Origin of the sequence: Mumia spirodelae (genome assembly GCF_050632745.1) — a bacterium.
Classification (GTDB): Bacteria; Actinomycetota; Actinomycetes; order Propionibacteriales; family Nocardioidaceae; genus Mumia.
In genome coordinates, this window is record NZ_JBODSD010000001.1 from 1408305 (window position 1) to 1432314 (window position 24010).

Annotated in this window: 24 protein-coding genes and 2 tRNA genes; 17 read left to right on the forward strand and 9 right to left on the reverse strand. The window is 71.9% G+C overall.

Translation table 11 applies throughout. The features are described from left to right. Positions 1 to 74 precede the first annotated feature (74 nt). From ACQSSQ_RS06900 to era, 5 genes are read left to right on the forward strand one after another with little or no spacing between them, the layout of a single operon-like run. Complete coding sequence (locus ACQSSQ_RS06900) at positions 75 to 1061, forward strand: PhoH family protein (protein ID WP_431326294.1); 987 nt, start codon at positions 75 to 77, stop codon at positions 1059 to 1061. Further along, complete coding sequence (gene ybeY / locus ACQSSQ_RS06905; RefSeq protein ID WP_431326295.1) at positions 1042 to 1536, forward strand: rRNA maturation RNase YbeY; 495 nt, start codon at positions 1042 to 1044, stop codon at positions 1534 to 1536. The genes ACQSSQ_RS06900 and ybeY overlap by 20 nt, the downstream gene beginning before the upstream one ends. Further along, positions 1533 to 2840, forward strand: a complete 1308-nt coding sequence (locus tag ACQSSQ_RS06910) for a hemolysin family protein (RefSeq protein ID WP_431326296.1) — start codon at positions 1533 to 1535, stop codon at positions 2838 to 2840. The genes ybeY and ACQSSQ_RS06910 overlap by 4 nt, the downstream gene beginning before the upstream one ends. Before the next feature lie 24 nt (positions 2841 to 2864). After that, positions 2865 to 3221 (forward strand): cytidine deaminase, encoded by a 357-nt coding sequence (locus tag ACQSSQ_RS06915; RefSeq protein ID WP_431326297.1) that lies wholly within the window; start codon positions 2865 to 2867, stop codon positions 3219 to 3221. Beyond that, on the forward strand, positions 3218 to 4135 hold the full coding sequence (gene era / locus ACQSSQ_RS06920) for a GTPase Era (protein ID WP_431326298.1): 918 nt from the start codon (positions 3218 to 3220) through the stop codon (positions 4133 to 4135). The genes ACQSSQ_RS06915 and era overlap by 4 nt, the downstream gene beginning before the upstream one ends. A 30-nt stretch (positions 4136 to 4165) precedes the next feature. Here the strand turns inward: era and ACQSSQ_RS06925 are convergent, their stop codons facing one another. The 3 genes from ACQSSQ_RS06925 to ACQSSQ_RS06935 all read right to left on the reverse strand — a co-directional run bounded on the left by ACQSSQ_RS06925 (position 4166) and on the right by ACQSSQ_RS06935 (position 6555). Beyond that, on the reverse strand, positions 4166 to 5077 hold the full coding sequence (locus ACQSSQ_RS06925; protein ID WP_431326299.1) for a septum formation family protein: 912 nt from the start codon (positions 5075 to 5077) through the stop codon (positions 4166 to 4168). Positions 5078 to 5165: 88 nt separating this feature from the next. After that, entirely contained in the window at positions 5166 to 6020 is an 855-nt protein-coding gene (locus ACQSSQ_RS06930) for a septum formation family protein (protein WP_431326300.1), read from the reverse strand. 34 nt (positions 6021 to 6054) lie between these two features. Beyond that, the gene (locus ACQSSQ_RS06935; protein ID WP_431326301.1) at positions 6055 to 6555 is read right to left on the reverse strand and encodes a flavodoxin family protein; all 501 of its coding nucleotides are present in this window, start codon (positions 6553 to 6555) and stop codon (positions 6055 to 6057) included. Between the two features lie 191 nt (positions 6556 to 6746). Between ACQSSQ_RS06935 and leuA the strand changes: the two genes are divergently transcribed. Beyond that, positions 6747 to 8462, forward strand: coding sequence for a 2-isopropylmalate synthase (leuA, locus tag ACQSSQ_RS06940; protein ID WP_431326302.1), 1716 nt, complete (start codon positions 6747 to 6749; stop codon positions 8460 to 8462). A gap of 51 nt (positions 8463 to 8513) precedes the next feature. Here leuA and ACQSSQ_RS06945 read toward each other — a convergent pair whose 3' ends face one another. The 3 genes from ACQSSQ_RS06945 to ACQSSQ_RS06955 form a co-directional block, all read right to left on the reverse strand. Next, entirely contained in the window at positions 8514 to 10172 is a 1659-nt protein-coding gene (locus ACQSSQ_RS06945; RefSeq protein WP_431326303.1) for an MFS transporter, read from the reverse strand. Positions 10173 to 10295: 123 nt separating this feature from the next. Beyond that, on the reverse strand, positions 10296 to 11207 hold the full coding sequence (gene mmuM / locus ACQSSQ_RS06950) for a homocysteine S-methyltransferase (RefSeq protein ID WP_431326304.1): 912 nt from the start codon (positions 11205 to 11207) through the stop codon (positions 10296 to 10298). Positions 11208 to 11245: 38 nt separating this feature from the next. Next, the gene (locus ACQSSQ_RS06955; RefSeq protein ID WP_431326305.1) at positions 11246 to 11866 is read right to left on the reverse strand and encodes a DUF305 domain-containing protein; all 621 of its coding nucleotides are present in this window, start codon (positions 11864 to 11866) and stop codon (positions 11246 to 11248) included. Positions 11867 to 11963: 97 nt separating this feature from the next. On the opposite strand from ACQSSQ_RS06955, the gene recO reads away from it, so the two are divergent. From recO to ACQSSQ_RS06970, 3 genes are read left to right on the forward strand one after another with little or no spacing between them, the layout of a single operon-like run. Continuing rightward, positions 11964 to 12692 carry a DNA repair protein RecO gene (gene recO, locus ACQSSQ_RS06960; RefSeq protein ID WP_431326306.1) on the forward strand — a complete coding sequence of 243 codons (729 nt, stop codon included), beginning with the start codon at positions 11964 to 11966 and terminating at the stop codon, positions 12690 to 12692. Positions 12693 to 12710: 18 nt separating this feature from the next. After that, entirely contained in the window at positions 12711 to 13475 is a 765-nt protein-coding gene (locus tag ACQSSQ_RS06965) for an isoprenyl transferase (RefSeq protein ID WP_431326307.1), read from the forward strand. Further along, entirely contained in the window at positions 13472 to 13846 is a 375-nt protein-coding gene (locus ACQSSQ_RS06970; protein WP_431326308.1) for a YchJ family protein, read from the forward strand. Before ACQSSQ_RS06965 ends, ACQSSQ_RS06970 begins: the two co-directional genes overlap by 4 nt. Positions 13847 to 13850: 4 nt before the next feature. On the opposite strand, the gene ACQSSQ_RS06975 is transcribed toward ACQSSQ_RS06970, so the two are convergent. Both ACQSSQ_RS06975 and ACQSSQ_RS06980 read right to left on the reverse strand, forming a co-directional pair. Beyond that, the gene (locus tag ACQSSQ_RS06975) at positions 13851 to 14888 is read right to left on the reverse strand and encodes an agmatine deiminase family protein (RefSeq protein ID WP_431326309.1); all 1038 of its coding nucleotides are present in this window, start codon (positions 14886 to 14888) and stop codon (positions 13851 to 13853) included. Beyond that, the gene (locus tag ACQSSQ_RS06980) at positions 14885 to 15871 is read right to left on the reverse strand and encodes a nitrilase-related carbon-nitrogen hydrolase (RefSeq protein ID WP_431326310.1); all 987 of its coding nucleotides are present in this window, start codon (positions 15869 to 15871) and stop codon (positions 14885 to 14887) included. Before ACQSSQ_RS06980 ends, ACQSSQ_RS06975 begins: the two co-directional genes overlap by 4 nt. Before the next feature lie 65 nt (positions 15872 to 15936). Between ACQSSQ_RS06980 and ACQSSQ_RS06985 the strand changes: the two genes are divergently transcribed. From ACQSSQ_RS06985 to ACQSSQ_RS07010, 6 genes are all read left to right on the forward strand, one after another. Continuing rightward, positions 15937 to 16716, forward strand: a complete 780-nt coding sequence (locus ACQSSQ_RS06985) for a fumarylacetoacetate hydrolase family protein (RefSeq protein ID WP_431326311.1) — start codon at positions 15937 to 15939, stop codon at positions 16714 to 16716. Then, positions 16709 to 18196, forward strand: coding sequence for a glutamate--tRNA ligase (gene gltX / locus ACQSSQ_RS06990; protein WP_431326312.1), 1488 nt, complete (start codon positions 16709 to 16711; stop codon positions 18194 to 18196). Before ACQSSQ_RS06985 ends, gltX begins: the two co-directional genes overlap by 8 nt. 289 nt (positions 18197 to 18485) lie before the next feature. Further along, positions 18486 to 18557, forward strand: a tRNA-Gln gene (locus ACQSSQ_RS06995). A gap of 44 nt (positions 18558 to 18601) precedes the next feature. Continuing rightward, positions 18602 to 18674: transfer RNA gene (locus ACQSSQ_RS07000), tRNA-Glu, on the forward strand. 137 nt (positions 18675 to 18811) lie between these two features. Further along, a complete protein-coding gene (locus ACQSSQ_RS07005; RefSeq protein WP_431326313.1) occupies positions 18812 to 20299 on the forward strand; it encodes a DNA-3-methyladenine glycosylase 2 family protein in 1488 nt (495 codons plus the stop codon). Beyond that, on the forward strand, positions 20296 to 20775 hold the full coding sequence (locus ACQSSQ_RS07010; protein WP_431326314.1) for a methylated-DNA--[protein]-cysteine S-methyltransferase: 480 nt from the start codon (positions 20296 to 20298) through the stop codon (positions 20773 to 20775). Before ACQSSQ_RS07005 ends, ACQSSQ_RS07010 begins: the two co-directional genes overlap by 4 nt. Positions 20776 to 20906: 131 nt before the next feature. Here the strand turns inward: ACQSSQ_RS07010 and ACQSSQ_RS07015 are convergent, their stop codons facing one another. Beyond that, positions 20907 to 21626 (reverse strand): IclR family transcriptional regulator, encoded by a 720-nt coding sequence (locus ACQSSQ_RS07015; protein ID WP_431326315.1) that lies wholly within the window; start codon positions 21624 to 21626, stop codon positions 20907 to 20909. Positions 21627 to 21733: 107 nt separating this feature from the next. Between ACQSSQ_RS07015 and leuC the strand changes: the two genes are divergently transcribed. After that, on the forward strand, positions 21734 to 23140 hold the full coding sequence (gene leuC / locus ACQSSQ_RS07020) for a 3-isopropylmalate dehydratase large subunit (RefSeq protein WP_431326316.1): 1407 nt from the start codon (positions 21734 to 21736) through the stop codon (positions 23138 to 23140). Between the two features lie 24 nt (positions 23141 to 23164). Next, positions 23165 to 23764, forward strand: coding sequence for a 3-isopropylmalate dehydratase small subunit (gene leuD, locus ACQSSQ_RS07025; protein WP_431326317.1), 600 nt, complete (start codon positions 23165 to 23167; stop codon positions 23762 to 23764). The last annotated feature ends 246 nt before the right edge of the window (positions 23765 to 24010 follow it).

Genomic DNA, 24010 nt, shown 5'->3' on the forward strand with positions numbered 1-24010 from the left:
ACGGGACCGCCGGTGCCGCCTACGATGGACGAGTCCGATCGACGCGAAGGAGAACTGCCCCCGAGGGGGCGCCGATGACTACGCCTGAACCCCTGCAGCACACCGTCACGATCCCGGCGAGCATCCCGATGGTGGCGCTGCTCGGCCCCGCCGACGAGTTCCTGCGCCTGATCGAGTCCAGCTTCGACGCCGACATCCACGTCCGCGGCAACCAGGTCTCGATCCGCGCCACGGCAGCCGAGTCGGCCATGGTCGAGCGGCTCCTCGAGGAGCTCGTGACGATGATCCGAACCGGCCAGGGTCTGACCACGGAGACCATCGAGCGGAGCATCGCGATCCTGCGGACGGAGACCGAGGAGCGCCCGGCCGACGTGCTGAGCCTCAACATCCTCTCCAACCGCGGCCGGACGATCCGTCCCAAGACGCTCAACCAGAAGCGCTACGTCGACGCGATCGACCGGCAGACCATCGTCTTCGGGATCGGCCCCGCCGGCACCGGCAAGACCTACCTCGCCATGGCCAAGGCCGTGCAGGCCCTGCAGGCCAAGGAGGTCAACCGGATCATCCTCACGCGTCCGGCCGTGGAGGCAGGGGAGAACCTCGGCTTCCTGCCCGGCACGCTGAGCGAGAAGATCGACCCCTACCTGCGGCCGTTGTACGACGCGCTGCACGACATGCTCGACCCCGAGACGATCCCCAAGCTGCTCGCGGCCGGGACGATCGAGGTCGCTCCTCTGGCCTACATGCGCGGTCGCACCCTCAACGACGCGTTCATCATCCTCGACGAGGCCCAGAACACCTCGCCGGAGCAGATGAAGATGTTCCTCACGCGTCTGGGGTTCGGCTCCAAGATGGTCGTCACCGGCGACATCACCCAGATCGACCTCCCCAACGGGCAGCGCAGCGGTCTTCGCGTCGTCCGGGAGATCCTGGACGGTGTGAAGGACATCGCGTTCCCGATGCTGACGTCGGCCGACGTGGTCCGGCACAAGCTCGTCGGCCGCATCGTCGCCGCCTACGACGAGTACGAGGGCGAGGGTCGTGAACGTCGACGTTCTTGACGAGTCGAGCTATCGCGACCCCGACGGCGAGCCCGTCGACGTCGAGGGCCTCACCCGGCTGTCCCGGTTCGTGATGGAGCAGATGCGCCTGGCGCCGGCCACGGAGCTGACGATGATCGTCGTCGACCCCGGCACGATGACCGAGTACAACGAGAAGTGGATGGACAAGAAGGGCCCGACCGACGTCCTGTCCTTCCCGATGGACGAGCTGCGCCCGGGGACCGACGATCTGGAGGCGGAGGAGGGCTACCTCGGCGACATGGTCCTGTGTCCCGAGGTCGCCCAGAAGGACGCCGAGTCCGAGGGCCTGGTGCTCGGCGACCACCTCGAGCTGCTGACGGTCCACGGCATCCTGCACCTCCTCGGCTACGACCACGCGGAGCCGGAGGAGCACGAGGAGATGTTCTCGCTGCAGGACGAGCTGCTGCGGCGCTGGCGTGACGGCGGTCGTACGCCGGGGGCTGCGTCGTCATGACCACCGACGTGTGGCTCACCGTCGCGGCGGTCGTGCTGGTCGTCCTCGCGGGGCTCCTCGCGAGCATCGACGCCGCGCTCTCGACCTTCTCCAAGGCCCGCGCCGACGAGCTGGTGGCGGAGGGCCGCTCCGGCGCCACGAAGGTCGCGGCGATCGTCCGCGACCCCGCCCCGTACATCAACACCGCGCTGTTCCTGCGGATCCTCGCCGAGACCGGCGCGGTGGTCATGGTCGCGGTGGTGTTCGTGCACGCCTTCGACGGCCAGTGGGAGCAGGTCCTGCTCGCCACGCTCGTGATGTCGGTGGTCTCCTTCGTCGCGATCGGCGTCGGACCCCGCACGCTCGGCCGCCAGAACTCCGAGCGGGTCGCGCTGGTGTCCGCGGCCCTGCTGGTCGCGATCACGCGCATCCTCGGCCCGGTGCCACGGGTGCTCATCATGATCGGCAACGCGCTCACGCCCGGCAAGGGCTTCCGTGAGGGCCCGTTCTCGTCGGAGGCCGAGCTCCGCGAGCTGGTCGACCTCGCCGAGCAGAGCGCGCTCATCGAGTCCGGCGAGCGGCAGATGATCCACTCGGTCTTCGAGCTCGGCGACACCGTCGTGCGCGAGGTGATGGTGCCCCGGACCGATGTCGTCTTCATCGAGCGCACCAAGACGCTGCGGCAGGCGATGTCGCTCGCGCTGCGCAGCGGGTTCTCGCGCATCCCGGTGACGGGCGAGAGTCTCGACGACGTCGTCGGCATGGCGTACCTCAAGGACATCACCAAGCGCGTGTTCGACAACCGCGACGCCGAGACCACGGAGCGGGTCGAGTCCGTCATGCGGACGTGCCTCTACGTCCCCGACTCCAAGCCCGCCGCCGAGCTCCTGCGTGAGATGCAGGCTCAGCGCACCCACGTCGCGATCGTCGTGGACGAGTACGGCGGTACGGCGGGCATGGTGACGATCGAGGACATCCTCGAGGAGATCGTCGGCGAGATCACCGACGAGTACGACGCGCCACCGGAGGACGTCGAGCACCTGTCGAACGGCTCCGTACGCATCAGTGCCCGCTTCGACGTCGACGACCTCCAGGAGCTCTTCGGGGTGCCGATCGAGGACGACGACGTCGACTCGGTCGGTGGCCTGATGGCGAAGCACCTCGGCAAGGTCCCGATCGCGGGCAGCGAGGTGTCGCTCGACGGGCTGCGGTTCGTGGCCGAGGCGCCGCGCGGGCGCCGCAACCGCGTCGGCACGGTCGTGGTGAGCCGCGAGCTCGCCGGCGGCGACTCCGAGGAGTCGGTCGGCGCGAGCGCGTCCGGCTGAGTGCGCGCCGATACCCTGGACCGCATGGCATCCGCACCGCTCAGCGTCGACGACCCCGAGGACCGCAAGATCCTGACCCTCGCGCGCGCCTCCCGCGCACGCACCCGGGCTGCGGAGGGTGCGTCGGTCCGCGACCGCGACGGTCGGACGTACGCTGCGGCGACCGTGGACCTGCCGTCGCTGCAGCTGTCGGCGCTGAGCCTGGCCGTCGCGATGGCCGTGTCGTCGGGAGCGACCGGGCTCGAGGCCGCGGCGGTGAGCACCGACGCGGAGGCGGTCCGCGACGAGGACCTCGCCGCCGTACGCGACCTCGCCGGTGAGGGTGTGCCGGTGTTCGTCGCCGACGCACACGGGGCGCCGCAGCGACGGGTCGAGTCGTGAGCGGCTTCCGGTCCGGCTTCGCCTGCTTCGTCGGCCGGCCCAACGCCGGCAAGTCGACCCTCACCAACGCGCTCGTCGGTGACAAGGTCGCGATCACGTCGTCGCGCCCGCAGACGACCCGCCACGTGATCCGTGGGCTGGTCCACACGCCGGACGCGCAGCTGATCCTCGTCGACACGCCTGGACTTCACCGCCCCCGTACGCTGCTGGGCGAGCGCCTCAACGACCTCGTCCGCAGCACCTGGGCGGAGGTCGACGTGGTCGGGGTGTGCCTGCCCGCCGACCAGAAGATCGGCCCCGGCGACCGCTACCTGATGGGCGAGCTGGCCAAGATCCGTCGGACCCCGATGCTCGCGCTCGCGACCAAGACGGACAAGGTCGCTCCCGACCGGCTCGTCGAGCACCTCGCCGACATCGCGGCGACCGGTGACGAGCTCGGGGTGGAGTGGAAGCACGTGGTCCCGGTGTCGGCCAAGTCCGGCTACCAGGTCGAGCACCTGCGCGACCTGCTGATCGGCGAGCTGCCCGAGGGCGTGCCGCTCTATCCCGACGGCCAGCTGACCGACGAGCCGGAGGAGACGCTCGTCGCCGAGGTGATCCGCGAGGCGTCGCTGGAGGGAGTGCGCGACGAGCTGCCGCACTCGATCGCGGTCGTCATCGAGGAGATGGTGCCGCGCGAGGACCGCCCCGAGGACAAGCCCCTGGTCGACGTCCGCGCCACGATCTTCGTCGAGCGCGACAGCCAGAAGGGCATCGTGATCGGCAAGGGCGGCTCACGGCTCCGTCAGATCGGGTCGGACTCACGCGGCCAGATCGAGCGGATCCTCGGCACGCCGGTGTTCCTCGACCTGCGGGTCAAGGTCGCGAAGGACTGGCAGCGCGACCCCAAGCAGCTCCGCCGCCTCGGCTTCTGACCCGGTGAGGCCAGGGAGTGACCCGGTGACCTACTTGCGGGTCTTCGCGAAGCAGACGCCGTAGCGCTCGCCGCGCTGCCAGGCCGTCCGGCTGGGCGAGATGTAGCCGTAGTCGAACGAGCCGGTGGTGTCGAGGTAGCGCCGCACCGGGGCAGGGCAGCGGTCGCGCATCGTCGCCTGGACCTTCTTGGCGCCGGCGTACTTCGCCTTCGCGGCGCCGAGCTTGACGCTGGCGACACCGCGCCACTGGTGCTTGGTCGTGCACGGCACCGTGCCGGTCGCGAGCCGGATGTCACCGCGGACGCACTGCATGTAGCGCGCTGACGCGGCGCCCTTCAGCGCTCCCTTGGACTTCGCCGGGATGGTGGCGAGGCGTGCCGCCGTCGCCGGCAGGACGAGGTCGCACCGCATCCACCGGGCGCCGGCCGCGGTCTGCGCGGCGCTCGGCACTCCCACGACGAACCCGAACTGCGAGCGCTTGTAGGTCGACGCGTCCGACCCGAGGTAGGCGATGGCGCCCTTCTCGCAGATCGCTCGGGCCGAGCTGAGGATGCGGGTGGTGTCGTACGCCGTGACGGCGGCCTGGACGGTCGCCGGCATCGTGCGGACGAGGTAGGTGACCGAGGTGGCGCCCGCGCACGCGACCGGCGCCGTGTCGTCGTCGCTGACGCGCAGTGCGGCGTCGACGGCGCCCGGCTTGCGGCACTCACCGGCCTTGGGGAGGGTGACGGTCGGCGTCGTCGGTGCCGCGCTCGGGGTCGGCGTGCCCTCGGTCGGGGGCAGCGTCCGCACCGGCGGCTCGGACGAGGCCGTGGGGGTCGTCGGGTCTGCGTCCTTGGCCAGGTCCGTCGCGGACGCGCAGGCGGAGACGAGGACGAGAGCCCCCGCGCCGAACGTGGCGATGGCGAGGTCGCGGATGCGGAGGCGGCGAGCGGCCGTCACAGTACGTCCTTCCGGGGGGTCGGCGGCACGACGGCAGCCAGTGTACGGGGAGGTGCGGACCGAACCGTCGGCTCCGTCGTGACGCGGCTCACTCGCGCGTGCGGGTCCAGCAGAGCCCGAACCGGTCACCGGCCGCCCACTCCGCCCGGCTCGGCGGCAGCCACCCGACGTCGATGTCGCCCGTGCTGTTGTCGGTGTACGCCCGAGCCGCGTCCTCGCAGCGGTCGAGGACGGCCCCGCGCACTGAGGCTCCCGGGTACGGGTCGCCGGCGGCGCCCAGGCGACGCGCGGACACGGCGCGCCAGGTGTGGGGGAGCGCGCACACCCGGCCTCCCCGGCCGGCGGCGATCCCGGCCTGGTCGGTGCTCGCGCACCGGCCGTACCGGTCGAGCGCCGCGTCCCGGCGCAGCAGCCCGGCAGCGTTCTCCGGCAGGTTCATCAGCGTGGTGTCGGTCCGGCTGACGGCGACGTCGCACCGCAGCCACCGTGCGCCGGCCTCGAGGTCGTCGTCGGTCGGCACGAACCACGCCGACGTGGCGCGCGAGAGGGCGAGCCGTGCGGGCGTGGCCCGGAGGTACGCACGCAGCGCACCTCGGCACTGCCGCTGCGCTGTCGCGGCCACGGCGGTCGCGTCGATCGGCTCGGCGATGCCGGAGAGCGTCGTCATGAGGTAGGTCTGCGTGGTGTGCGGCTGGGTGCACGGGACCGGCGCCGCCTCGGGGTGAGCCTCCGTGAGCTGCGCCACCGTGAGCCGGTAGCACGCGCCGAGGGCCGGCTCGGGTGCCACCGTCGGCGTCGCGGACGCGCTGGGCGACGACTCGCCCGTCGCGGTCGCCTCGGGCTCGCCGGAGCTGTCGTCGCCGGAGCATGCGGACAGCGTCAGCGTCGACGCTGCGACCAGCGCGACGACGGCACGGGTGAGGACGTGGTTCCGAGCTGCCACGCCTCCACCCTAGGAGGAGCGGCACGTCTCGGCATCAGGCCGACAGCAGGGCCGCGATCGTCGCCCCGAGCTCGTACGCCCGCTCCTCCTCGGCCTCGCCGACGTCCCCGAGCACCTCGAGCACGGCGGCGGACTGCGACCACGGCAGCGCGCCGACGATCGACTGGACGGCGCGGACGGCGCCGGTCGTGTCGTAGCGGCCGTGCACCCACAGGCCGTACGGCTTGGTGCGTCGTACGGGGCCGCCGGGGGTGGACCCGGCCGCCGAGCCGTCGTCGCTCAGCGCCCCGCCGGCCTCGAGGAAGATGCTGTCGAAGAAGTGCTTCAGAGCGCCCGACATGTAGCCGAAGTTGGCCGGGGTCCCGAGGACGTACCCGTCGGCCGAGAGCACCTCGGACGCCGTCGCCTCGAGCGCGGGTCGGACCACGACCTCGACGCCCGTGATCTCGGGGTCACGCGCGCCGGCGGCGACCGCGGCGGCGAGCGCCTGGACCGTCGCGGTGGGGGCGTGGTGCACGAGCAGGAGAGTGGCCACCTGGCGAGACTAGCGCCGCCGTGGGTTATGCTGGCCGCAGCCATGTACATCGCGCGCCTCCTCCTTCGGTGCCGCGGCGAGGGTTCGCTCTAGGTCGGACCCCCTCGTCGCGGCGTTCGTCATGGCCGGCCGTCGCCGCTCCGCGGCATCTCCCGAAGACGAGCCCCACCGCACCGAACGAGGAACCCACCATGGCCATCTCCCCTCAGCAGCCCAGCGGAATGCCCTTCCAGCGCTATCCCGCGTTCGCTCCCATCGACCTGCCTGACCGCACCTGGCCGTCGAAGACGATCACCGAGGCACCGCGCTGGCTCTCCACCGATCTCCGCGACGGCAACCAGGCGCTGATCGACCCGATGACCCCGGCCCGCAAGCGGCGCATGTTCGACATGCTCGTCCGGATGGGCTACAAGGAGATCGAGGTCGGCTTCCCGAGCGCGAGCGAGACCGACTTCGCGTTCGTCCGCCACCTGATCGAGGACGACCTGATCCCGGACGACGTCACGATCTCCGTCCTGACGCAGGCCCGCGAGGACCTGATCGAGCGCACGGCGCAGTCGTTGGCCGGCGCGAAGAACGCCAACATCCACCTCTACAACGCCGTGGCACCGCTGTTCCGTCGCGTGGTCTTCGGCGTCGACCGGAACGAGTGCCGTGCGATCGCCGTCCGCGGCACCGAGCTGGTGATGAAGTACGCCGAGGAGTACCTGCAGGGCACCGACTTCGGCTACCAGTACTCGCCGGAGATCTTCACCGGCGCCGAGCTCGACTTCTCGATCGAGGTCTGCGAGGCGGTGATGGACGTGTGGCAGCCGGAGGACGGTCGCGAGATCATCCTCAACCTGCCCGCCACCGTCGAGATGGCGACGCCCAACACCTACGCCGACCAGATCGAGTACTTCGGCCGCCACATCTCGCGCCGCGAGAACGTCGCGATCTCGCTGCACCCGCACAACGACCGCGGCACCGCCGTGGCCGCGACGGAGCTGGCGATGATGGCCGGCGCCGACCGCGTCGAGGGCTGCCTGTTCGGCCACGGCGAGCGCACCGGCAACGTCGATCTGGTGACGCTGGGGATGAACCTCTTCAGCCAGGGCATCGACCCGCAGGTCGACTTCTCCGACATCGACGAGGTACGCCGGACCGTCGAGTACTGCACCGGACTGCCGGTCCACCCGCGCCACCCGTACGCCGGTGACCTGGTCTACACCGCCTTCTCGGGCTCGCACCAGGACGCGATCAAGAAGGGTCTGGAGGATCTCGACCGCCAGGCCGCCGAGCGCGGGATCGACGTGTCGGAGATGCCCTGGGAGGCGCCGTACCTGCCGATCGACCCGCACGACGTCGGACGCTCGTACGAGGCCGTGATCCGCGTCAACAGCCAGTCCGGCAAGGGCGGCGTCGCGTACATCATGAAGTCCGAGCACAAGATGGACCTGCCCCGTCGGCTCCAGATCGAGTTCAGCCGGGTCGTCCAGTCGATGACCGAGGGCGAGGCCGGCGAGATGTCGGTCGAGCAGATCTGGGAGGCGTTCTCCGCCGAGTACCTCCAGCGGTCCGCGCCGTACGCCCTGGAGGCGTTCCGGTCGTCGACGATCCAGGACGGCCTGGACGAGCTCGTCGTGGACGTCCGCGTCGGCGACACCGTCCAGTCGATCAAGGGCGAGGGCAACGGCCCGGTCGCGGCGTTCGTCGACGCGATCGCGTCGGTCAACGGCGACATCCGGGTGCTCGACTACGCCGAGCACGCGCTGTCCTCCGGCGGCGACGCGGCGGCCGCGGCGTACGTGGAGTGCGAGATCGGCGACCAGATCGTGTGGGGCGTCGGTGTCGACCCGAGCATCGTGACCGCCTCGCTGAAGGCGGTCGTCTCGGCCGCCAACCGCGCCGCAGCCGCGCGCGCCTGACGCCCGAGGCCCCACCGGTACGACGCCACGCTGGGCCGTGCCGTCCCGCGCCTACGAGCGCGCGGGGCGGCGGCTCCGTCCTGACGCACGACCTGCGTCGACGCCCTGCCGTCCTCCCGCGCGATCCGCGGGAAGCGCAGGCAGGGCGAGCGTGGCGGCGAGCCCCCCGACGAGGATCACGGCGGCGACCCCGGTCGTGATCCTGCTGGCGGAGACGAGGGCGTCCGCGGCCACCTGGGCAGCGGGCGCGGTCGCAGGGTCGCTCGCCAGGTCGGGGATCGCGGCGCCAGCCGTGTCGTGCACCAGCGCGACGATCGCGTCCTGCTGCGGCGAGGTGAGGTCCGCGGCGTTGAGCCCCTCAGCGGTCCTGGACTCCAGCGCCGAGATGAGGAGACCTCCGAGGACGGCGATGCCCAGCGCGGACCCGAGCTGGCGGACGGTCGTCAGCAGGCCCGAGGCCTGTCCGCTCGACCCGACCGGGATGTCGGCCAGGATCACGCTGGTCAGCTGCGCGGTCGCCAGGCCGACACCGGCGCCGTACACGAACAGCAGCACGGCGATCGTCGTCCCGCTCACCGTGGTGCTGATGAGGAGCGCCATCCCGGCGATCGCCACCACCTCGAGGAGCAGGCCGACGCGGATCACGGTGCGCTGCCCGAGACGGGCCACCAGCGGGGGAGTCGCGCCGGAGACGAGGAAGGTGCCGACAGCGAGCCAGAGCACCAGGAACCCGGTCTCGAGCGCGGTGTAGCCGAGGGCGCCCTGCAGCAGCAGCGGCAGCGTGAAGATGAGACCGATCTCGCCGAGGGCCACGATCAGCGCGGCGATCGAGCCGTAGCGCAGCGAGCGGAAGCGCAGCAGCCCGAGATCGACCAGCGTGACGCGCCCGGCCCTCGTCCGGCGGCGCTCGACGACGACGAACGCGACCACCAGGACGACGCCGACCCCCAGCGCCACCGGCACAGGGGAGAGTGCACCGGACTCCTGTCGCCACCAGCCGTAGTACTGGCCCTCGATCAGGCCGAAGACGATCCCGCCGAGCCCGAGCGTCGACAGCGCCAAACCGGGAAGGTCGGTGCCGCGCTGCATCGCCGTGTCGCGCGACTCGTCGAGGACCTTGGCGATGCCGAGCAGCGCGAGCAGGCCGAACGGGACGTTGATCCAGAACGCCCACCGCCAGGTGGACTCGGTGGCGAGCCAGCCACCGATCAGCGGCCCGACCGCGACCATCCCGCCGATCGTCGAGCCCCAGATCGCGAACGCGATCCCGCGGGCCCGACCCTGGAAGGTCGCGTTGAGGGTCGACAGGGTGCTGGGGACGATCATCGCGGCGCCGAGGCCCTGGAAGAACCGCGCGGCGATCAGGGTCTCCTGGTTCTGCGCCGCACCAGCGCCGAGGCTCGAGACCATGAACAGCACGAGCCCGATGGCGTACAGCCGCCGGCGGCCGTACTGGTCGCCGAAGCGGCCGGCCGCGAGGAGGACCGACGCGAGCATCAGCAGGTAGACCGCGTTCATCCACTGCGCGCCGGCGGCGGTGAGCCCCAGGTCCTCGATGATGACGGGCACGGCGACGTTGACGATCGTCATGTCCATCACGACGAGGGAGACGCCGACCGACAGCGTCAGCATCGCCAGCCACTCGCGGCGGGTGATCCGGGTGCTCTCCGACGGGGCCGTGTCGCCGGGCTCGGACGGGGTGTCGCTCATGCTGCTCCTCGCTCGGGCCTGGCGGTCGCGCCGCCGGGCTGTCGCGAGAGCGTAACAGCGTTCCGCCAGCGGTAACACGTCCCCGGTGCCGTGGTCAGACGGGCACCGCGGCGCGGCGCGCGCTCACACCCGCAGAGCAGCGATCTCCGCGACGTCGTCCGGCGTCGTCCGGCAGCACCCGCCGACCAGGACCGCGCCCGCGTCGCGCCAGCGCCGTACCCATGTCGCCCACGAGCCGCGGGCCGAGGCCCCGGTCCAGCGGCGGTGCTCGGCGTCCCAGACCTCGCCGGAGTTCGGGTAGACGACGATCGGCAGGTCGGTGACGGCGGCGACGTCCTCGACCAGCGGAGCGATGTGCTCGAGCGCGGTGCAGTTGATGCCGATCGCGGCCACCCGGTGGTCCGCGACCCTCCGGGCGACCTCGGCGACGGGCGTGCCGTCGCTGATGTGGCGGTCGTCGCGACCGGTGAAGGTGATCCAGCCGGGCAGGTCGACGTCGTCGAGAAGCTCCGCGAGCGCCTGCGCCTCGACCGCGGAGGGGACGGTCTCGCACGCGAGCAGATCGGGCCCGGCGTCGACGAGCAGGGCGAGCCTGTCCCCGTGGAAGGCGCGCAGGGCGGTGACGTCGAGGCCGTAGTCGCCGCGGTACTCCGACCCGTCGGCCAGCGCCGCGCCGTACGGGCCGACCGACGCAGCGACGAGCGGGCGGCGTCCGGGGTGCTCCGCGACGAAGGTGTCGCGCACGTCGCGAGCCAGCGTGACCGACGAGACGATCAGCCGCTCCGCCTCCGAGGCGGGGATGCCGAGCCTTCCGAAGCCCTCGACGGTGGCCTGGTAGCTGGCGGTGATGATCACGTCGGCGCCGGCGTCCAGGTAGTCGCGGTGCACCCGCGCGATCAGATCCGGGTCGTCACGCAGCAGGGCGGCCGACCACAGCGCGGTCGTGATGTCGGCGCCGTGGCGCTCGAGCTCGGTGGCGAGCGCCCCGTCGACGACCACGAGGTCGTCGACGGGGAAGGGGAGCTGAGGGGTCACGTTCCCCAGCGTAGGTCGGCCTGGCGGCTCGGCTCCGCTCAGTCGAGCATGTCCTGCATCTCGTCGACCTCGGCACGCTGGGCGTCGGAGATCTGCTGGGCGAGATCGGCCACGTCGGCGCTCTTGCCGTCCCCGAGGACGCCCTCGGCCATCGTGATCGCGCCCTCGTGGTGCTCGATCATCATCGTGAGGAACGCCTCGTCGAACGCGTCGCCCGACAGGCCTGCGAGCGCGGTCATGTCCTCGGCCGACATCATGCCCTCCGTCCCGCCGTGGTCGGCGTGGCCGGAGTCCTCCGCCGGGACCTCCTCGCCCCACTCCTCGAGCCAGCTCGTCATGGTGGCGATCTCGGGGTCCTGGGCAGCGCTGATGCGCGCCGCGAGGTCGGTGACCTCGCTGCCGGCGCGCGACGGGGCGAGCCCGGCCATCTCCACGGCCTGACGGTGGTGCGGGATCATCTGCTGGGCGAACGTGACGTCGGCGTCGTTGTGGTCTGCCGCCTCCGTGGCGTCGTCGGACCCGTCGGACTGGGCGGAGCCGTGGCCGCCGTGCTCGCCGCTGCTCCCCGGGTCGTCGGTCCCGCAGGCGGAGACGCCGAGCCCGAAGGCGACGACGGAGATCAGGGCGGCGGCGCGGCGACGAGCGGTGTAGGTGTCCATGCCTGGCAACATACCGGTAGGGGGTATGGGTATCAACCCTTGGTGCGGACGGCGCGGCCCTCACCGGTACGACGAGCGGCACGGCAGAATGGTGCCCGTGGCGCTCTACCGCGACGAGGCCGTCGTCCTCCGGACCCAGAAGCTGGGCGAGGCGGACCGCATCGTCACGCTCCTGACGCGCCACCACGGGCGCGTCCGGGCGGTCGCGAAGGGCGTGCGCCGTACGAGCTCACGCTTCGGGTCGCGGGTCGAGCCGTTCATGCACGTCGACCTGCAGCTCGCGGAGGGCCGCACCCTCGACGTCATCACCCAGGTCGAGACCCTGGACGCGTACGCCGGTCGCCTCGGCAACGACTACGGCGCCTACACCTGCGGCACCTCGATGCTCGAGTCCGCGGACCGGCTCGTCGGCGAGGACGGCCATCCGGCGGCCCAGCAGTACCTGCTGCTCGTCGGCGCCCTCCGCGCGCTGGCCGACCGGCGGCACCCGAGCGGACTGATCCTCGACTCGTTCCTGCTGCGCTCGCTCGCGATCGCCGGCTACGCGCCGAGCTTCGACGCGTGCGCGCGCTGCGGCGTTGCCGGGCCGCACCGGGCGTTCAACCCCGGCGCGGGCGGCATGCTCTGCAGCGACTGCCGGCTCCCAGGCTCCGCCAACCCGGCCCCGGACACGGTCGCCCTGCTCGGCTTCCTCCTCAGCGGCTCGTGGCCGCAGGCGGAGGCGTCGGGGGACCGGGCCCGGCGGGAGGCGAGCGGGCTCGTCGCCGCGTACCTGCAGTGGCACCTCGAGCGAGGCCTGCGGTCGCTGGACTACGTCGACCGCTGACCGGACACAATGAGTCACGTGACCCACCCCGTACGCCGCCCGACTCCGCACCCTTCGGGCGCCACGCCGCCGTCGCTCCCGCCCGACCAGGTCCCGCGCCACGTCGCGATCGTGATGGACGGCAACGGCCGCTGGGCCAAGCAGCGGGGGCTGCCTCGTACGGCCGGGCACGAGGCGGGGGAGTCGTCGCTCTTCGACGTCGTCGAGGGCGGCATCGAGATCGGCGTGAAGTGGATCTCGGCCTACGCGTTCTCGACCGAGAACTGGAAGCGCTCGCCCGAGGAGGTGCGCTTCCTCATGGGCTTCAACCGCGACGTGATCCGACGCCGCCGCGACGAGATGCACGCGCTGGGTGTGCGAGTGCGCTGGGCGGGCCGGCGACCCCGCCTGTGGCGCAGCGTGATCAAGGAGCTCGAGATCGCCGAGGAGCTCACCAAGGACAACGACGTGCTCACGCTGACGATGTGCGTCAACTACGGCGGGCGCGCCGAGATCGCCGACGCCGCGGCCGCGCTGGCCCGCGACGTCGCAGCGGGCCGGGTCAGGCCGGGCAAGGTCGACGAGGACCTGCTCGCGCGCTACCTCGACGAGCCCGACATGCCTGACGTCGACCTCTTCTGGCGCACGTCGGGCGAGCAGCGGACGAGCAACTTCCTCCTGTGGCAGTCGGCGTACGCGGAGATGGTGTTCTCCGACATCGCGTGGCCCGACGTGGACCGGCGGGCCTTGTGGAAGGCGATCGAGGAGTACGCGCGCCGCAACCGCCGCTACGGGTCGGCATGAGCGCGTTCGCACGGCCGTGCCCCTGCGGGACGGGCAGGTCGTACGACGGCTGCTGCGGCCGTCTGCACCGCCAGGAGGCGCAGGCGGAGACGCCCGAGGAGCTGATGCGGTCGCGCTATGCGGCGTACGCCGTCGGCGACGTCGACCACATCTTCCGCACCTGGCACCCTCGTACGCGTCCGGACGACCTCGCGGCCGACACCGGGATCACGTGGGAGCGGCTCGAGATCGTGGACGCCAGCGGGGACGAGGTCGAGTTCCGGGCGCACTACCGCACCGCGGCCGGCCGTGGGGTGATGCACGAGCGGAGCCGCTTCGAGCGCCGCGCCGGCCGGTGGCTCTACGTCGACGGGGACCTGAGCGAGGCCTGACCGGTCATCCGGCGGTCATTGCCGACGGCTGCTGCTGCGTGATGCAGTGGATGCCCCCGCCGCGCGCGAAGAGCGGGCGCGCGTCCACGCCGACGACGTCGCGACCCGGGTACGCCTCGCGCAGCACCGCCGCCGCCTCGGCGTCGTGGGGGTCGTCGAACGCGCACGCGACGACGCCGCCGTTGACGACGAGGTGGTTCACGTACGACCAGTCGACCCAGCCTTCGTCGTCGCGCAGCGTGCTCGGAGCAGGGAGCGGGACCAGCTCGAGCGACTCGCCGCGGACGTCGACGGCCTCGGCCAGCGTCGTACGGATCTCGTCGGACACGGCGTGGTCCGGGTGGGAGGCGTCACGCTGGTCGTGCACGAGCACCCGGCCCGGCGACGGGAAGGTCGCCACGATGTCGACGTGACCGCGCGTGCCGTAGCGCTCGCTGTCGCGCGTCAGGCCCCGGGGCAGCCAGACCGCGTGCTCCGCGCCGATCGTCCGCGCCAGCTCGGCCTCCACGTCCGCCCTCGACCAGCCCGCGTTGCGCTGCGGGTCGCGCTGCACCGTCTCGGTCACCAGCACCGTCCCGAGCCCGTCGACGTGGAAGCCGCCGCCCTCGTTGACCATGAGGGAGCCGATCCGCGGCACCCCGGCCTCGCGCGCCACCTCGGCCGCGATCCGCGCGTCGTGGTCCCAGTGCGCCCACTCCTGCTGGCCCCACCCGTTGAAGACCCAGTCCACGGCCGCGACCGTGCCGTCCTCGCGGTGGACGAACGTGGGTCCGATGTCGCGCATCCACGCGTCGTCCAGCGGCGCCTCGACGATCTCGACCGCCACCGACAGCCAGCGCCGTGCGTCGCGCACGTCGTCGGGGTCCACGATCATCGTCACCGGGGCGAAGTCGGCCACGGCGTGCGCCACGGCGCTCCAGGTCGCCCGCGCCTCCTCGGCCTCCTCCGCGGTGTCGCCGAGCGAGTAGCCGGAGGTCGGGAACGCCATCCAGACGCGGTCCTGGGGAGCGGTCTCGGCCGGCATCCGCAGCGCGCCGCTCACCGCCCGCCGCCGAACGGGTGCTCGGCGTCGACCGGGCGCGTCAGCACGTCGTAGGTGTCCGGGCGCCGCGTGCGCAGGAACGGGAAGAGCGTCAGCCAGTCGCGCCGCTGCTCGCGCGCCACGTCGGTGACGAGCACCGCCTCCTCGTCGCGGGGCGCCTCCACGAGCACCCGGCCGTACGGGTCGGAGACGAACGAGCTCCCGTAGAAGCGCACCGTGCCCTCGTCGCCGGTGCGGTTCGGGACGACCATGAAGGTGCCCGCCGTGATCCCGTGCGCGGTCACCACGGTCCGCAGCAGCGGCTGGGTGTCGAAGTCGGGGTAGTCCGGCTCCGAGCCGATCGCGGTCGGGTAGACGACGAGCTCCGCGCCGCCGAGGGCGTACGCGCGGGCCACCTCGGGGAACCACTCGTCCCAGCAGGTCGGCATCCCGACCCGGAGGTCGTCGAGCCCGCCGACCCGGTGGACGGGGTATGGGTCGGTGGCCGCGCCGGGTCGGAACCAGGTGTCCTCGTAGTAGCCGGTGGTGACCGGGATGTGGAGCTTGTCGGTGAGTGCGACGAGGTCCCCGGCGGGGGACACGAGGATCGCGGTGTTGAGGCCGCGGCGGTCGTCCGGCGACGAGGCGTCGCGGGCGCGGCGGTACAACGACGCGTGGACGTGGACCCCGTGGGCTGCGGCGGCGCGGGCGGCGAACGCGTACGTCGGGCCGTCCTCGAGGTCCTCCGCGAGCGCGTCCGGCTCCTCGCCGGCCCGGACGTCGGCCGGGTAACGGCTGAGCGTGAGCTCGGGCAGGAAGACGACCCGTGCGCCGGCGTCGGCGGCCTGCCCGATCGCGTCGTCGAGGGAGGTCGTGAGCTCCTCGGGGTCCTCGCGCCAGCGGTGCTGGACGACGCCGATGCGCAGCGGTACGGCGGACTCCGTGTCCTCACCGGCCGCGACGGGCGTGAGGGACGGGAGCGCAGGGGTGGTGACGAGCTTCATGGAGACCGGTCCTGGGGCTGTGGGCGAGAACCACACCGTATCCCGCCGCGGATAGGCTGAACCCCGTGCGTATCGCGAGATTCACGACCGACGAGGACCCCCGGTTCGGTGTCGTCGGCGAGGCCGACGGCGTGCCGGTGATCGCCGTGATCACCGGCGACCCGCTCTACGCGGGCATCCAGCTGACGGGGGAGCGGATCCCCCTCGACGACGTCCGGCTGCTCGCCCCGGTGCTCCCGCGGAGCAAGGTGGTGGGCATCGGCCGCAACTACGCGGCCCACGCCGCCGAGCTCGGCAACGAGGTGCCCGAGGAGCCGCTCGTCTTCCTCAAGCCCAACACGAGCGTGACCGGTCCCGGCGACCCGGTCCTCTACCCGGACTTCACCGAGCTGCTGAGCTACGAGGGCGAGCTCGCCGTGGTGATCGGCCGCATCTGCAAGGACGTGCCCGCCGAGGACGCCGCCAAGGTGATCCACGGCTACACCGTCGCCAACGACGTGACGGCGCGCGACCGCCAGAAGACCGACGGGCAGTGGAGCCGGGCCAAGGGCGCCGACGGCTTCTGCCCGCTCGGGCCGTGGATCGAGACCGACCTCGACGTGACCGACCTGCGGGTGACGACCACGCTCAACGGCGAGGTCGTCCAGGACGGCCGGACGTCGGACATGCTCAACAAGATCCCCGAGCTCATCGCGTACGTGTCCAGCTTCATGACGCTGCTCCCGGGCGACGTCATCCTCACCGGCACCCCTGAGGGCGTCGGTCCCATGAACCCTGGTGACGAGGTCAGCATCACCGTCGAGGGCATCGGAACGCTGACCAACAAGGTGGTATCCCGTGACTGAGTCCAGTCCCGCTGTCCGCGTGCGCTTCTGTCCGTCGCCGACGGGCAACCTGCACGTCGGCAACGTCAGGACGGCACTGTTCAACTGGGCGTACGCGCGCCACAACGGCGGCACGTTCGTCTTCCGCGTCGAGGACACCGACGCCGCACGCGACTCCGAGGAGTCCTACCAGGGCCTGCTCGACGCGCTGCGCTGGCTCGGGCTGGACTGGGACGAGGGTCCGGAGGTCGGCGGCGGCTTCGGGCCGTACCGGCAGTCCGAGCGGATGGACCTCTACACCCAGGTCGCCGAGAAGCTCGTCGACGCCGGCTACGCGTACTACGCCTACGACACGCCCGAGGAGCTCGAGGAGCGCCGTGAGGCCGCGCGCGCCGAGGGGCGCTCGAGCGGGTACGACGGCCTGCACCGCGACCTCACCGCGGAGCAGCGCGCGGCGTACGAGGCGGAGGGTCGCAAGCCCGTCATCCGCTTCCGCATGCCCGACGAGGCGATCACCTTCACCGACCTGGTGCGCGGCGAGGTCACGTTCGAGCCCGAGCACGTGTCCGACTACGTGATCGTCCGCGCCAACGGCCAGCCGCTCTACACGCTGACCAACCCCGTCGACGACGCGATGATGGGCATCACCCACGTCCTGCGCGGCGAGGACCTCCTGAGCTCCACGCCGCGCCAGATCCCGCTGCACCGGGCGCTCGTCGCGCTCGGTCTCGGCGAGGGCGTCGTCCCGGACTACGGCCACCTCCCGTTCGTGATGGGGCCGGGCAACCGCAAGCTGTCCAAGCGCGATCCCGGCGGCGGCCTCGCCGACTACCGCGACCGCGGCTTCCTGCCCGAGGGCCTGCTCAACTACCTCGCGCTGCTCGGCTGGTCGATCGGCGGCGACCGCGAGATCTTCTCGCTGGAGGAGATGGCCGAGGCGTTCGACATCGCGCGGGTCAACCCGAATCCCGCGCAGTTCGACCCCAAGAAGTGCGAGGCGATCAACGCGCAGCACATCCGCGACCTCCCGGTCGAGGAGCTCGCGTCGCGGCTCGTCCCGTACCTCGCCGAGGCGGGTCTCGTCGAGGCCGAGCCGTCCGAGGGGGACCTGGCGCTGCTCGCCGCGGCGACGCCGCTGGTCAACGAGCGCATCACGGTGCTGAGCGAGGCCGTGGAGATGCTCGCCTTCCTGTTCGTTCCGGAGTCGGCGTTCGCGGTCGACCCCGACGACGCCGCGAAGGTGCTGACCGAGGACGGGCTCGCGGTCGTCCGTGCTGCGCGCGGTGCGCTCGCCGAGCTCGAGACGTTCGACACCGCGTCGATCGAGGCCGCCCTGCGGTCCGCCCTGGTCGACGAGATGGGGCTGAAGCCGCGGCACGCCTTCGGGCCGGTGCGCGTCGCCGTGTCCGGTCGCCGGATCTCGCCGCCGCTGTTCGAGTCGATCGAGCTGCTCGGCAAGGAGCGGACCCTCGCGCGCCTCGACCGCGCGCTGGAGGCCTGAGCCACCGTCGCGAGTGAAACCTTCCGGCCCCGGCGTGAGTTTGCTCACGTCGGGGCCGGTCTCGTTGGCGCCCGCCCGCGTCGTACGGCTCGAGCCGGGCCGGGTACCCCACCGGACGGCCACTGACCCGAGCGTGCACGCTCGGGTCGGTCGTGATTCGCTCGGGTACCCGAGATCCGGCCTCTGACCTGCGAGGATGGTCACAAGGAGGCCCCCGGATTTGGGCGCCGCGAAGCCGTCCGGTAATGTTCTTCTCGGTTCGGGGACGCAAGGATCCGGACCGCAGCCATGGGGTATGGGGTAATTGGCAGCCCGTCGGTTTCTGGCACCGTTAGTCTAGGTTCGAGTCCTAGTACCCCAGCGAGAGAGACCTCCGGCCCGTCCGGTAGGCTTCTTTCACCACCAGGCCCCGTTGTGTAGCGGCCTAGCACGCCGCCCTCTCAAGGCGGTAGCGCGGGTTCGAATCCCGTCGGGGCTACAACAGGCGCCCGAGTCCACCAGGACTCGGGCGCCTTGGCGTTTCTCACCCTGTGCCGAGTCGCGGTTCTGGCGCGCGGCCACGGCAACGTCCGAATCCCGCTAGTTCCTGTCGGTCGCGGGCGGCATGCTGGACGCATGAAGCTCGACGAGGACCGCTGCTACCGGGCAGTGAGCGCGAGGGACTCCCGTTTCGACGGCGTCTTCTACACGGCGGTGACGAGCACCGGCATCTACTGCCGGCCCTCGTGCCCCGCGCGGACGCCGAAGCGGGAGAACGTGCGTTTCTACGCCGCCGCGGCGGCGGCGCACGACGCCGGCTTCCGGGCGTGCCGGCGGTGCCGCCCCGACGCGGCGCCGGGATCACCCGAGTGGGACGTGCGCGCCGACACCGTCGGACGCGCGATGCGCCTCATCCGCGACGGTGTCGTCGAGAGCGACGGCGTCCCCGGGCTGGCCGACCGGCTCGGCTACAGCACGCGGCACGTCCACCGGATCCTCGTCGACGAGGTCGGTGCGGGGCCGCTCGCGATCGCCCGCAGCAACCGCGCGCACCACGCCCGCATCCTCCTCGAGACCACCGACGTCCCGGTGACCGACGTGGCGTTCGCCGCCGGCTTCGCGTCGGTCCGCCAGTTCAACGACACGCTGCGGACCGTGTACGACGCGACGCCGAGCGCACTGCGCGAGTCCGCCCAGCGGCACTCCCGTCGTACGCCCAGGACGTCGTCGGGTCGCATCGAGCTCCGTCTCGCGGTCCGACGCCCCTTCGCGTTCGAGGAGCTCCTGGCCTTCCTCGCGACGCGGGCCGTCCCCGGCCTGGAGACCGTGCGCGACGGCACGTACGCGCGCACGCTCCGGCTGCCCCACGGTCCTGGCGTCGTCGCGCTCACCCCCGCCGAGGACCACGTGCGGTGCGTGCTGGAGCTGACCGACCTGCGGGACACCATGGCCGCGGTCACCCGCTGCCGGAGCATGCTCGACCTCGACGCCGATCCCGTCGCCGTCGACGAGGCCCTCGGCGCGGACCCCTACCTCGGCGCCGCCGTCCTGGCCACGCCGGGGATGCGGGTGCCCGGTCACGTCGACGGGTACGAGCTGGCGGTCCGCGCCGTGGTCGGGCAGCAGGTCTCGGTCGCCGGTGCGCGGACCACGCTGGCGCGCATCGTCGCGCAGCACGGTGCCGTCCTCGAGGCCGAGTCCCACCCGCTGGCGGCGGCGTACGCGCTGACGCACGTCTTCCCCGAGCCCGACGTCCTGGCGGCGGTCGACCCGACCACGCTCGGGATGCCCCGCTCGCGGGCGTCGACCGTCGCCGGGCTCGCCGACGCGGTCGCCGTCGGCAAGCTCGACATCGGCCCCAGTGCCGACCGGGCCGCGCTCCGCGCGCAGCTGCTCGAGCTGCGCGGGATCGGACCGTGGACCGCGGACTACGTCCTGATGCGCGCGACCCGGGACCCCGACGTCCTGCTCGCGACCGACCTCGTGATCCGACGCCGGCTCGACGCGCACGTCGTCGCCACCGGTGACGACGACCCGACGACCCGCTGGAGCCCGTGGCGCTCGTACGCCGCGATGCACCTCTGGCACCTCCCCGACACCTCGACCACCGAGAGGAAGCCATGACCACCACGACCACCGCATACCTCGACAGCCCGATCGGCGGGCTGCGCGTCCACAGCGACGGAACCCATGTCGTCGCGATCGACTTCGACGCCGAGCGGGAGGAGCCGGACGCCCCGCGCGACGCGGTGCTCGACGCGGCGGTGTCGCAGCTCGAGGAGTACTTCGCGGGGGAGCGGACGACGTTCGACCTCCCGCTCGGGCCGCAGAAGGGCTCGGCGTTCCAGCGCGCGGTCTGGAAGGCGCTGTGCGAGATCCCGTACGGGCAGACCGTCACGTACGGCGAGCTGGCCGCAGAGCTCCAGCTCGGTCCGTTCGGCGCCCGGGCGGTCGGGTCCGCCAACGCGTCCAACCCGATCCCGATCGTCGTGCCGTGCCACCGCGTGATCGGCGCCAACGGGACGCTGACCGGGTACGCCGGTGGTCTGGGCCGCAAGCAGACGCTGCTCGACCTCGAGCAGGGCCCCGGGCTGTTCTGAGCGGCTCGCGCGACATCCTCGGGGGCGTGGCGGTGAGCTGGGTCCCACGGGCGGGGCGCGCGGTGGGACCGGACTCACCGCGCCGCGTCGTTGCGTGCCGCGGGGCGTCAGCGACGGGCGTACGAGCGTGGCTACTCGCCCGAGCGACGCAGCGACTGCGACAGGCGCTCGGCGGCGGCGACCACGGCAGGAGCGTGCATCCGGCCCGGCTGGCGGGTGAGCCGCTCGACCGGACCCGACACCGAGACGGCCGCGATCACCTTGCCGGAAGGGGAGCGGACGCTGGCGGACACCGACGCGATGCCGGGCTCGCGCTCGCCGACGCTCTGCGCCCAGCCGCGGCGGCGTACCTGCGAGAGTGCGGCGGCCGTGAACGCGGCGTTCTGGAGGCCGCGGTTCATCCGCTCGGGGTCCTCCCACGCGAGCAGGATCTGCGCCGCTGAGCCGGCGCGCATCGTGAGCTGGCTCCCGACCGGGACGGTGTCGCGGAGGCCGGTCGGGCGCTCGGCGGCGGCGACGCACACGCGGTAGTCGCCCTGGCGCCGGAAGAGCTGGGCGGACTCGCCGGTGATGTCGCGCAGCCGCGCGAGGACCGGGCCGGCGGCCGCGAGGAGACGGTCCTCGCCGGCCGCGGCCGAGAGCTCCGAGAGGCGGGGTCCGAGGACGAACCGGCCCTGCATGTCGCGGGCCACGAGACGGTGGTGCTCGAGGGCGACGGCGAGGCGGTGCGCGGTGGGGCGGGCGAGACCGGTGCTGGAGACGAGACCCGCGAGGGTGGCGGGACCGGCCTCGAGTGCCGACAAGACCAGTGCGGCTTTGTCGAGCACGCCGACTCCGCTAGAGTTGTCCATGCCTTGATATTGCCGTCTCGCATTGTGAAATGCAAGCATAGAGGCCGAGCGGGAGATCGCTCGTCGAGACCGGCCCGACGACGGGCCACGTGAAAGAGGAGCGAGCAATGGGCAGGACCCTTGCGCAGAAGGTGTGGGACGAGCACGTCGTACGACGTGCCGAGGGAGAGCCGGACCTGCTCTTCATCGACCTCCACCTCATCCACGAGGTGACGAGCCCACAGGCGTTCGACGGGCTCCGCCTCGCCGGTCGCAAGGTGCGCCGTCCCGACCTCACGCTCGCGACCGAGGACCACAACATCCCGACGACCGACCTCGACAAGCCGATCGCCGACCCCGTGTCGCGCACGCAGGTCGAGACGCTGCGCCGCAACTGCGAGGAGTTCGGCGTCCGGCTGCACCCGATGGGCGACGTCGAGCAGGGCATCGTGCACGTGGTCGGTCCGCAGCTGGGCCTCACCCAGCCGGGCACCACCGTGGTGTGCGGCGACTCGCACACCGCCACGCACGGCGCCTTCGGAGCGCTGGCCTTCGGCATCGGCACCAGCGAGGTCGAGCACGTGCTCGCGACGCAGACGCTGCCGCAGGCCGGTCCGCGCACGCTGGCCGTCGAGGTCGTCGGCGAGCTCCCCGAGGGATCGACCGCGAAGGACCTGATCCTCGCGCTCATCGCGCAGGAGACCACGGGTGGCGGTCAGGGCTACGTCGTCGAGTACCGCGGCGAGGCCATCCGCAAGCTCTCCATGGAGGCGCGGATGACGGTCTGCAACATGTCGATCGAGTGGGGCGCCAAGGCCGGCATGATCGCGCCGGACGAGACCACGTTCGCGTTCCTCGAGGGCCGTCCGCACGCGCCGAAGGGCGAGGACTGGGACGCCGCCGTCGCCTACTGGCGGACACTGGTCACCGACGACGACGCGGAGTTCGACAAGGTCGTCACGCTGGACGCCTCCAAGGTCACGCCGTTCGTCACCTGGGGCACCAACCCGGGACAGGGTGTGCCGCTGTCGGCCGACGTCCCCGCACCGGAGGACTTCGACGACCCGAGCGAGCGCGTCGCCGCCGAGCGGGCGCTCGACTACATGGGGCTGACCGCCGGGACCCCGATGCGCGACATCGCCGTCGACACCGTCTTCGTCGGCTCGTGCACCAACGGCCGCATGGAGGACCTGCGAGCCGCAGCGAAGATCGTCGAGGGTCGCAAGGTCGCCGGCTCGACCCGGCTGCTGGTCGTCCCCGGCTCGGTGCGGGTGCGCCTGCAGGCCGAGGAGGAGGGCCTCGACGTCATCTTCAAGGACGCGGGCGCGGAGTGGCGCGGCGCGGGCTGCTCGATGTGCCTCGGCATGAACCCCGACCAGCTGACGCCCGGCGAGCGCAGCGCGTCGACGTCGAACCGCAACTTCGAGGGGCGGCAGGGCAAGGGCGGGCGTACGCACCTGGTCTCGCCCGAGGTCGCCGCGGCGACCGCGATCCTCGGCCACCTCGCCTCGCCCGCCGACCTCGTCAACGCCTGACCGACACCGCACGGAGTAACGCTCATGGAGAAGTTCAGCTCGCACACGGGAGTCGGCGCGCCCCTGCGACGCAGCAACGTCGACACCGACCAGATCATCCCCGCCGAGTACCTCAAGCGCGTGACGCGCACGGGGTTCGAGGACGGCCTCTTCGCCGGGTGGCGCAAGGACCCCTCGTTCGTCCTGAACCAGCCGGCCTTCGCCTCGGCGACCGTGCTGGTCGCCGGTCCCGACTTCGGCACCGGGTCGTCGCGCGAGCACGCCGTGTGGGCGCTGCAGAACTACGGCTTCGCCGTGGTGATCTCGCCGCGCTTCGGTGACATCTTCCGAGGCAACTCGGGCAAGGCCGGACTCCTCGCCGCGCAGGTCGAGGAGAAGACGGTCCAGAAGCTCTGGGACCTCCTCGAGTCTGCGCCGGGCACGACGATCACCGTCGACCTCGTCGCGCGGACGGTCTCCGCGGGGGAGGGCGTCGAGCGCGTCGAGGACTCCTTCGACATCGACGACTACACACGCTGGCGTCTGCTCGAAGGACTCGACGACATCGGCCTGACGCTCTCGCACGAGGACGCGATCAGCGCGTACGAGGCGAAGCGACCGTCGTTCAAGCCCGCGACGTTGTGACGACGCGCGACCTCGGTACGACGCGCTGACGCGTCGTACCTCCGCTTCACCCCGGAGCCCGGAAACCACGTAGCCACGGTGGTTTCCGGGCTTCGTCGTTCTTCACCACAGGTACGACGACGCGTCATGACGACGTCGTCGCAGGTCAACGGCACTGCGACACGAGAACAACACGATCGGACATTTGCCTCTACGGTGATTGAGACGGACAAGCCGATTGCTTACCGTCGAACGCGAAGAACCGAA

Excerpts from the sequence above, each read along its gene's own strand:
- ACQSSQ_RS06900 (WP_431326294.1), top strand. The coding sequence starts at position 75 with ATGACTACGCCTGAACCCCTGCAGCACACCGTCACGATCCCGGCGAGC.
- ACQSSQ_RS06910 (WP_431326296.1), top strand. The coding sequence starts at position 1,533 with ATGACCACCGACGTGTGGCTCACCGTCGCGGCGGTCGTGCTGGTCGTC.
- ACQSSQ_RS06915 (WP_431326297.1), top strand. The coding sequence starts at position 2,865 with ATGGCATCCGCACCGCTCAGCGTCGACGACCCCGAGGACCGCAAGATC.
- leuA (WP_431326302.1), top strand. The coding sequence starts at position 6,747 with ATGGCCATCTCCCCTCAGCAGCCCAGCGGAATGCCCTTCCAGCGCTAT.
- ACQSSQ_RS06945 (WP_431326303.1), bottom strand. The coding sequence starts at position 10,172 with ATGAGCGACACCCCGTCCGAGCCCGGCGACACGGCCCCGTCGGAGAGC.
- ACQSSQ_RS06955 (WP_431326305.1), bottom strand. The coding sequence starts at position 11,866 with ATGGACACCTACACCGCTCGTCGCCGCGCCGCCGCCCTGATCTCCGTC.
- ACQSSQ_RS06970 (WP_431326308.1), top strand. The coding sequence starts at position 13,472 with ATGAGCGCGTTCGCACGGCCGTGCCCCTGCGGGACGGGCAGGTCGTAC.
- ACQSSQ_RS06980 (WP_431326310.1), bottom strand. The coding sequence starts at position 15,871 with ATGAAGCTCGTCACCACCCCTGCGCTCCCGTCCCTCACGCCCGTCGCG.
- ACQSSQ_RS07005 (WP_431326313.1), top strand. The coding sequence starts at position 18,812 with ATGAAGCTCGACGAGGACCGCTGCTACCGGGCAGTGAGCGCGAGGGAC.
- ACQSSQ_RS07010 (WP_431326314.1), top strand. The coding sequence starts at position 20,296 with ATGACCACCACGACCACCGCATACCTCGACAGCCCGATCGGCGGGCTG.
- ACQSSQ_RS07015 (WP_431326315.1), bottom strand. The coding sequence starts at position 21,626 with ATGGACAACTCTAGCGGAGTCGGCGTGCTCGACAAAGCCGCACTGGTC.
- leuC (WP_431326316.1), top strand. The coding sequence starts at position 21,734 with ATGGGCAGGACCCTTGCGCAGAAGGTGTGGGACGAGCACGTCGTACGA.
- leuD (WP_431326317.1), top strand. The coding sequence starts at position 23,165 with ATGGAGAAGTTCAGCTCGCACACGGGAGTCGGCGCGCCCCTGCGACGC.